Source organism: Paraburkholderia sp. RL18-101-BIB-B, from assembly GCF_046026985.1.
Lineage (GTDB): Bacteria > Pseudomonadota > Gammaproteobacteria > Burkholderiales > Burkholderiaceae > Paraburkholderia.
The window spans coordinates 58,124-64,369 of the sequence record NZ_JARESV010000048.1 but is presented as its reverse complement, the minus strand read 5'-3'; the positions used below and the strand labels follow the sequence as shown (position 1 = coordinate 64,369).

General features: G+C 62.6%; 6 protein-coding genes and 1 pseudogene. 4 read left to right on the top strand and 3 right to left on the bottom strand.

What is annotated here, in order from left to right; translation table 11 throughout:
• Window positions 1-778: 778 nt before the first annotated feature.
• From P0D73_RS38010 to P0D73_RS38000, 3 genes and pseudogenes are all read left to right on the top strand, one after another.
• Window positions 779-937 (top strand): annotated as a pseudogene (locus P0D73_RS38010) (IS5/IS1182 family transposase); the annotation flags it as partial.
• Window positions 938-1,207: 270 nt separating this feature from the next.
• Window positions 1,208-1,429 carry a hypothetical protein gene (locus P0D73_RS38005; protein WP_408260815.1) on the top strand — a complete coding sequence of 74 codons (222 nt, stop codon included), beginning with the start codon at window positions 1,208-1,210 and terminating at the stop codon, window positions 1,427-1,429.
• A gap of 54 nt (window positions 1,430-1,483) precedes the next feature.
• Window positions 1,484-2,023, top strand: a complete 540-nt coding sequence (locus P0D73_RS38000) for a hypothetical protein (protein ID WP_408260812.1) — start codon at window positions 1,484-1,486, stop codon at window positions 2,021-2,023.
• Window positions 2,024-2,869: 846 nt separating this feature from the next.
• Here P0D73_RS38000 and P0D73_RS37995 read toward each other — a convergent pair.
• From P0D73_RS37995 to P0D73_RS37985, 3 genes are all read right to left on the bottom strand, one after another.
• Window positions 2,870-3,676 (bottom strand): LytR/AlgR family response regulator transcription factor, encoded by an 807-nt coding sequence (locus tag P0D73_RS37995; RefSeq protein WP_408260809.1) that lies wholly within the window; start codon window positions 3,674-3,676, stop codon window positions 2,870-2,872.
• A gap of 57 nt (window positions 3,677-3,733) precedes the next feature.
• Window positions 3,734-4,804 carry a sensor histidine kinase gene (locus tag P0D73_RS37990; protein WP_408260806.1) on the bottom strand — a complete coding sequence of 357 codons (1,071 nt, stop codon included), beginning with the start codon at window positions 4,802-4,804 and terminating at the stop codon, window positions 3,734-3,736.
• A gap of 75 nt (window positions 4,805-4,879) precedes the next feature.
• Entirely contained in the window at window positions 4,880-5,371 is a 492-nt protein-coding gene (locus P0D73_RS37985) for a DUF2938 family protein (RefSeq protein ID WP_408260803.1), read from the bottom strand.
• Window positions 5,372-5,913: 542 nt separating this feature from the next.
• Here P0D73_RS37985 and P0D73_RS37980 point away from each other — a divergent pair.
• Entirely contained in the window at window positions 5,914-6,237 is a 324-nt protein-coding gene (locus tag P0D73_RS37980; RefSeq protein ID WP_408260800.1) for a DUF3703 domain-containing protein, read from the top strand.
• Window positions 6,238-6,246: the final 9 nt, after the last annotated feature.

Sequence of the window (6,246 nt, the reverse complement as noted above, 5' to 3'; positions counted from 1 at the left end):
CATGGTCGACGTTTTGCGAAGCTTCGAGCCGCTCACGTTGCCGCGTCCTCGCGGGGCGTACCGCTATGACGTGTTCAGTCCGAAAGTGGGGCGACGTCTGACGCTATACAGGCGCAGCGCTTTCGAAGCATGGCTGATGCTAGAAGCGGATCCTGCTGCAAAGACATTCTGTGAGCGGCTTCGCTTCATGGCAGTCGACGGGCAACGTTGCGTCATCGATTTCTGGGCAGCGTCTGACGACCATGAATGCCTGGTACTACTATCGGAGACAACACCCGCGACGGATCGCCCGTGCGCATACCCTGATCCAGTTGTTGAAGTCCGTAGTAACTGCTAATCGTGTCCGTAGATTACGCTAATGTAAGATTTAAGTTTGCTACCGCAAAATAAGGCATAGCAGCGGTTTCGCACGTCTTTCTAGGCGTTGCGTTTCAGCAACGCACGCACGCTCGGATGTCCGTTGATTTTGCTAACGCGTTCGTCGTGTCCGCTAATTCGGCTAATGCGGTTGTAGAGGAGCGCGACAGTGAATTCGCTTAAAGCGGCAGCAAGTGCAAATACCAAGGGTCATTTTTTTTGATCTTCGGAGGTTACCCGTTTCAGTGCCCGGATCAAAAACGTCATACAGTGCGGCACTTTGTGTGTTACTTCGGCGGCCTTCAACATCTCCTCGTGTGGGTGTTGGTCAGCGCGGCGTCGTCCTGCGCTTAGAACTTATCCGTAAATAAGTCTATACTTCGTTCGGAGCCGCAATCGAGTGCGGCATTGGAGCGAAGGCTTGGCCAGGAAGAGAGTCGAATCGTGGGAGGTGAGCGATGCGTTCTGGCAGCGGGTGGAGCCGCTGATTCCGCAACGTGCGCCCTCACCAGAGAAGAAGTACCTACGCAGGCCGGGTGCGGGACGACCGCCGAAGCCGGCTCGCCACGCCACCGCCGCCTCGGCACTGGCGGGCTTCACGGCCAAACTGAATTCGATCGCCGCCCGCGTTAGCAGAATTAATGGACACCATTAGCGCCCCAACGGACACCATTAGCGGAATTAGCGAACTTCAACAAATACGGACGGCGGGTCATCTAGCTGTTCCCGAATCCCCGGAAGGCTCGGGTTTGGGAAGAGGGCCAGAGTCGAGACCTAAAGCACATCCGGGCCGGGCCGCGATACTCGACTCCTTATACAATGCCAATGTCCGACATTCGGAGAGGGTGGCATGGCGACTTTCCATTACAAGGCGTGCACCATCGACGCGACACCTGTGTTTTCTCTTGGCGTGTATCACGCCTGCGTCCGAATCTCCCGTGAGCCGTCGGAAGGGGAGTCAGAGGGTGAGGTTGTGAAGTTCGGAGACATTGGGCAATTCCTAGAAGAGGAGAAGGCGATCGACTCCGCGCACCAGTGGGGCGTCGAATGGATCAATGAGAACTGGGCGTAGGGTATGAATGAGCATCTTGGGGTGACCACGTGCCCCTGCTGCTCTAGAGGAAAGATGATCGATATAGACGATGTTCTCGCTGCGGCCGAGGAACGGCTGAACTCAGCCTACGCCGAATATGAAGAGGCAAGACATGGCATTCCGATCGAATTCAACGAGATGCGCCTTCAGGCGAGCATCTTTCAATACGACATCAGCGCAGAGATGGCCAGTTTCATGCGCAACGCACCAACAGGCTTTGCTCGTAGCGTGGCGCTAAAGGGACTTGTTCATCGGCTTTTCGAGTACGACCTGACACTGAGCCAGCTCATCCCAAGGCTACTTAATCTGATGAAGGCCCGCAAGCTTCCCATCGACCAGCAAGGCATCAAAGCACAGCGGAAGAAGTGGAGTGTCGAATTTCGCAAGCTCAGAGCCTGGTCAGGCACACGAAACGTCGCTACCGGGCACTATCACCCTGACCTGGCGAAACAAGTAGAGGCGCTGAAAAGCATCGATTCGGCAGAAGTCATGGCGGTATGCACTGCGTTTCTATCGTTCAATATGGCCATTCTTCGTATCTTTTTACAGGCTGGCAGAGGAGGTGACACGTAACGCCTGTCTGGCGTGAATCGGCCATGAAGCGACGCTGGCTCGATGGCAACGTACGCCTTGAACTCGCCGCCTTTCGGTCATTCGCCTCATCTGATTTTGGTTAGTGTTGGTGTTCACAAATGCTGCTAGCCGCGTTCACAGGGATGCTAGCGGCCAGGACGTCGAATCGCTTGCTGTGTAAGGGAATGCGCCCGATCAGCGCGATTCGATGCCTGTTGCGACGATACAACAATCATAAGGAAATTTGTTCGGTAGCGCTGCTAGCGCGGCATAGGTACGTGGATATCAAATCGCATCGACCACGCGATCGAAAAGGCGTTTTTCACAAGCGTCGTTCTATATCGATGACCGACCGCATGTTGTCAGCGGCCGCTTCAGCTTTCTATGGCTGCTTTCAAAAACGGAAACTTTAGCGCTTGTATGAAGGGTTATTCTGGTTGTCACGCGTCGTAGTGTTTGGCGGCAGGCCAGCTGTGCGGACACCCGTTATGTGCAAAGCGGCGCTATAGCTGCAAGGCTAAGCGCGATGCTCTGACTGAATTCTCGGGCGTGTGCAAGGCACGCTAGCATAATTAGTGATCATGCTAGCGCCGCTATGAACACGGCTAGCAGCAATTCTGAACTCCAACACGAGCTTGGCCGCCCAGGTCCTCATCGCGTCGAGCCCGTCGCCTCGCCGCAAGGTGATGAAGCCGACGCAGGAAGAGAAGTCCTGTTCGATGTTCCGACGGCAGTGATCGCGAAAGCGGCTTGGGGACCACTGGCCGGCCGCCAGCGACAGAGGCGACCACAGACTGTCCGTTCACGACCCCGGCGTCACGCCGGTGGGTCGCCCCAGCTTGCAACCTACATCGGCCGGAAGAGGTGGCCGAACGCGCGGCTGACCTTCAGCGGCCGCTGCAGGCCGCGCACGGCCAGACTGTAGTGCCCGTTCTCGTCGCGCGTCGCGCTCAGGATGGCGTTCGCATTGACCATGACGCCGCGGTGCACCTGAATGAAGTCGGTCGAGTCGATGCTCGCCATCAGTTCACGCAGGCTCATCCGCACCAGCGCTTCGCCCGTCGGCGTCACGACGTTAACGTACTTCTCCGTCGCCTCGAAGCAGATCACCTCAGCTACCGGAATCATGCGCACAGTGTTGCCCACGCCGGCACGGATGACCTTGATGCGTTCGCTCGATCCGGCCTCCAGCGCCGCGATCGACTGCATGCGCCGCATCAGCGCAGCCCTGTCGCCCGCATCGGGTGACGCCGTGCGTGCGGCCAGCCGCACCTTGATCCGCTCCACAGTCTGCTGCAGACGCTCCGCTGTGGCGGGCTTGAGCAGGTAGTCGACCGCGGCGCGATCGAAGGCCGAGACCGCGAAGCTGTCGTAGGCCGTGATGAACACAAAGAGCGGCTCGGCGCGATCGTCGGGCCAGTCGTCCGCCACAGCCTCGGCCACCTCCAGGCCGGTACGGCCGGGCATCTTGATATCCAGGAACATCACATCCGGTGTCGATGCCAGCCCAAGCTCCGTCGCCCGCAGGCCGTCTTCCGCGACGCCGACGATGCGAAGCTCGGGCCACACCTGTTCCAGCAAGCGGATCAAGGTGCGCGCGAGGACGGGCTCGTCTTCGGCGATGACAGCAGTGGGGGCGTCGGTGAGGGTCATGTCGGTGATTCTCGTCGGGTCAATGGCAACGATGATTGGGGCGCGCGCTGCGCCGGGTCAGGTGGGGATGAACACCACGGCACTCACACCAGTCGGTTGCCGCCGTTCCAGGAGGAGCCGGGCCGCCGGGCCGTAGACCGCCTTCAGCCGGTCGCGCACGTGTTGCAGGCCATAGCTGGTGTCGGTGGGGCGGGCGGCCGCTTCTTCTTCCTCGTCCGCGGGCAGCCCGAGGCCGCTGTCGTTGATGCGGATCTCGATGCCCGCGGGCGTCGCGCGTGCGACCACCTCGATGCTGCCTGAGCCGACCTTGGGCTCCAGCCCGTGCTTGATCGCGTTCTCCACCAGCGGCTGTAGCAGCATGGGCGGGACCTGGGTGGCCTCCAGGTCGGCCGGAAGTTCCAACCGGAAGGACAGGCGCGGCCCCATGCGCAGCGCCATGATGTCCAGATAGGCGCGCAGTTGCGCGAATTCCCGGCTGAGGGCGACCGACTCGGTCTGCGACGCGGCCAGCGCGCTGCGCAGGTAGACGATCAGCTGGTCGATCATCGACTCCGCCCGATCGACGTCCTCGCGCACCAGCGAGCGCAGGTTGGCCAGCGTGTTGAAGAGCATGTGCGGTTCCAGTTGGACCCGCAGCAGGCGCAACTGGGACTCGACCGCCAGGCGTTGCGCCTCCGAGCGCGCGGCGGCTTCCTGGGCGAACTGCTCGCGCGTCGCAAACGAGTGCAGGCCCAGACCACCCACCACCAGGGTGAAGAGGATCGGGATCAGGCTGACGCTCAAGTAGCCGACCATGCGCAGCGGCTCGCCCAGCAACAGGAAGGCGAACTGGTGCCCCACGAAGAAGCCGGTCGGAATGGCAATGACCCCGGTGAGGAGCCAGCGGGTCATCGATTTGAATCGCGCGAAGGCGCGCGTGTACCGCAGCAGCAGCACGCAGGCCACCATCGTCAGGCCCACGGACTCGTGGAACACGAGCAGCCGGGGCCAGGTGTCGAGCCCGGGGGACAGCACGTACAGCAGCGTCGCAGCGAGCGCCAAGAAGACGGCGGCGGTTGCGATGGCGCGCAGCGCGCCTTTCAGCGTGTCGGGCCACAACTCGTCGGTGCGCGTCGAAGAGAGATACATGGTGGGCAGTGGTGCTTCGAGAGTGTGGACCCCGCCGGCGCAACTCTAGGGCCAGCGTGATGCAACGCCAAGCCGCTAGAGACGCGAGCCCAGCGCCATCACGACCCCGACGCCAAGCCCGTAGGGAATGTGCGAGACCATGCTGGCCAGCAGGGCATTGGACCCGCGCGGCCCACGCCGGCCGAACCAGCCCCAGCCGAAGGCTGGCAGAAGCAGGAGCCAGGGCAACAGCGAAGTCGCCGCACCGAAGATTACACCACCCCAGAGGTGATGGGTGGGCGCGTTGAAGCCCGCGGCATGGACGAAGGCAGCGTACAGCAGCGCGACCCCGCCGCCGCCGACGAGAAAGTGAAACGCCCAGCCCGTCCGCACCTCGCCCGGCCGCGCCGGGGAGCGGGCGATGTCGGCATGAGCCCATTGCCCGCGCAGCAGTCCCAGCGCCCAGCGGCCGACCAGGGCGACGCTGACGCCGCTCGTCAGGCCCACCCGGGCGGCGAGCGTCTCGGTGATGTCCATCAGGACGGCGCCGACGATGCCGCCGACATAGGCCAAGACAAAGCTGTTCACGGACAGGTTCCTTCGTGTGGAAGCGGGGCGGGATCGACCCGCGAGGTCAGGGTGCCGGATGCAACCCGGCTCAGGTTTGGGCGCAACTGGCGCATTGGCATTGCGGGCCGCAGGCGCCGGCGGTCTGCTCGGCGGCTTGCTGGCAGCCGCAGGTGCAGCCGGTACCGAGACACGTGGTGCAGTTGCAGGGGAATTGCTGGGTGGCGGTGGCGTTCCTTCGGGTTACATCGAGGACGGGATGTCTTCGATGGCTGCACTTTCGGCGCCGCAGCAGCGTATGGACAGTCCCATGAGACGAACGGTCGGCACCCGTGCGGGAGCGGTCTCGCCGATCGACCGAGTGGTCACGCCATCGCGGCGTGCCGGGCTGCCGGAGCGCGCACGCTGCGCCGGTCGCCGCCGTCGACCGTTCGAGCGCGTGTTCGGACCCTTGCCGGACCGATTTCGACGGTTGGGCGCATGTTGCTGTCGCTGCCCTCCCGCGTCGCCGAAATTGCACAGCGGCGAACACATGTCGCGTTCGCAGAACCAGGAGCACCGACGTGGACGAAGCGTACGAACAGGAAGTGGAACGGGCCGACCAGGCGCTGCGGAGGGCTGACTTCGAGATCGCCTTGCGGCATCTCGAGCGGGCGCATGTGCTGGCCCAACGGATGACGGGCCGACACACCTTCATCCACTGGCGGATGCTGGTCGCCGGCCTGCGCCGCGGCGACGTGCGCGAAGTCGTCGGCCAGGTGCCACGGATCGTGGCCTCGATCCTGTTCTCGCGCCTGTGGGTGCCGCGCGGCAACAGCGGGCGGGCGCGTGTCAGTGCTTTCAGGCCGATGCCCGTGCCCGACGACCTGCGGCACCTCGTGCCTTGAGCGGGGGAG

Bases quoted from the DNA above. Each gene is read 5' to 3' on its own strand.
- P0D73_RS37995 (WP_408260809.1), bottom strand. From the start codon at position 3,676: ATGACCCTCACCGACGCCCCCACTGCTGTCATCGCCGAAGACGAGCCC.
- P0D73_RS38000 (WP_408260812.1), top strand. From the start codon at position 1,484: ATGATCGATATAGACGATGTTCTCGCTGCGGCCGAGGAACGGCTGAAC.
- P0D73_RS38005 (WP_408260815.1), top strand. From the start codon at position 1,208: ATGGCGACTTTCCATTACAAGGCGTGCACCATCGACGCGACACCTGTG.
- P0D73_RS37990 (WP_408260806.1), bottom strand. From the start codon at position 4,804: ATGTATCTCTCTTCGACGCGCACCGACGAGTTGTGGCCCGACACGCTG.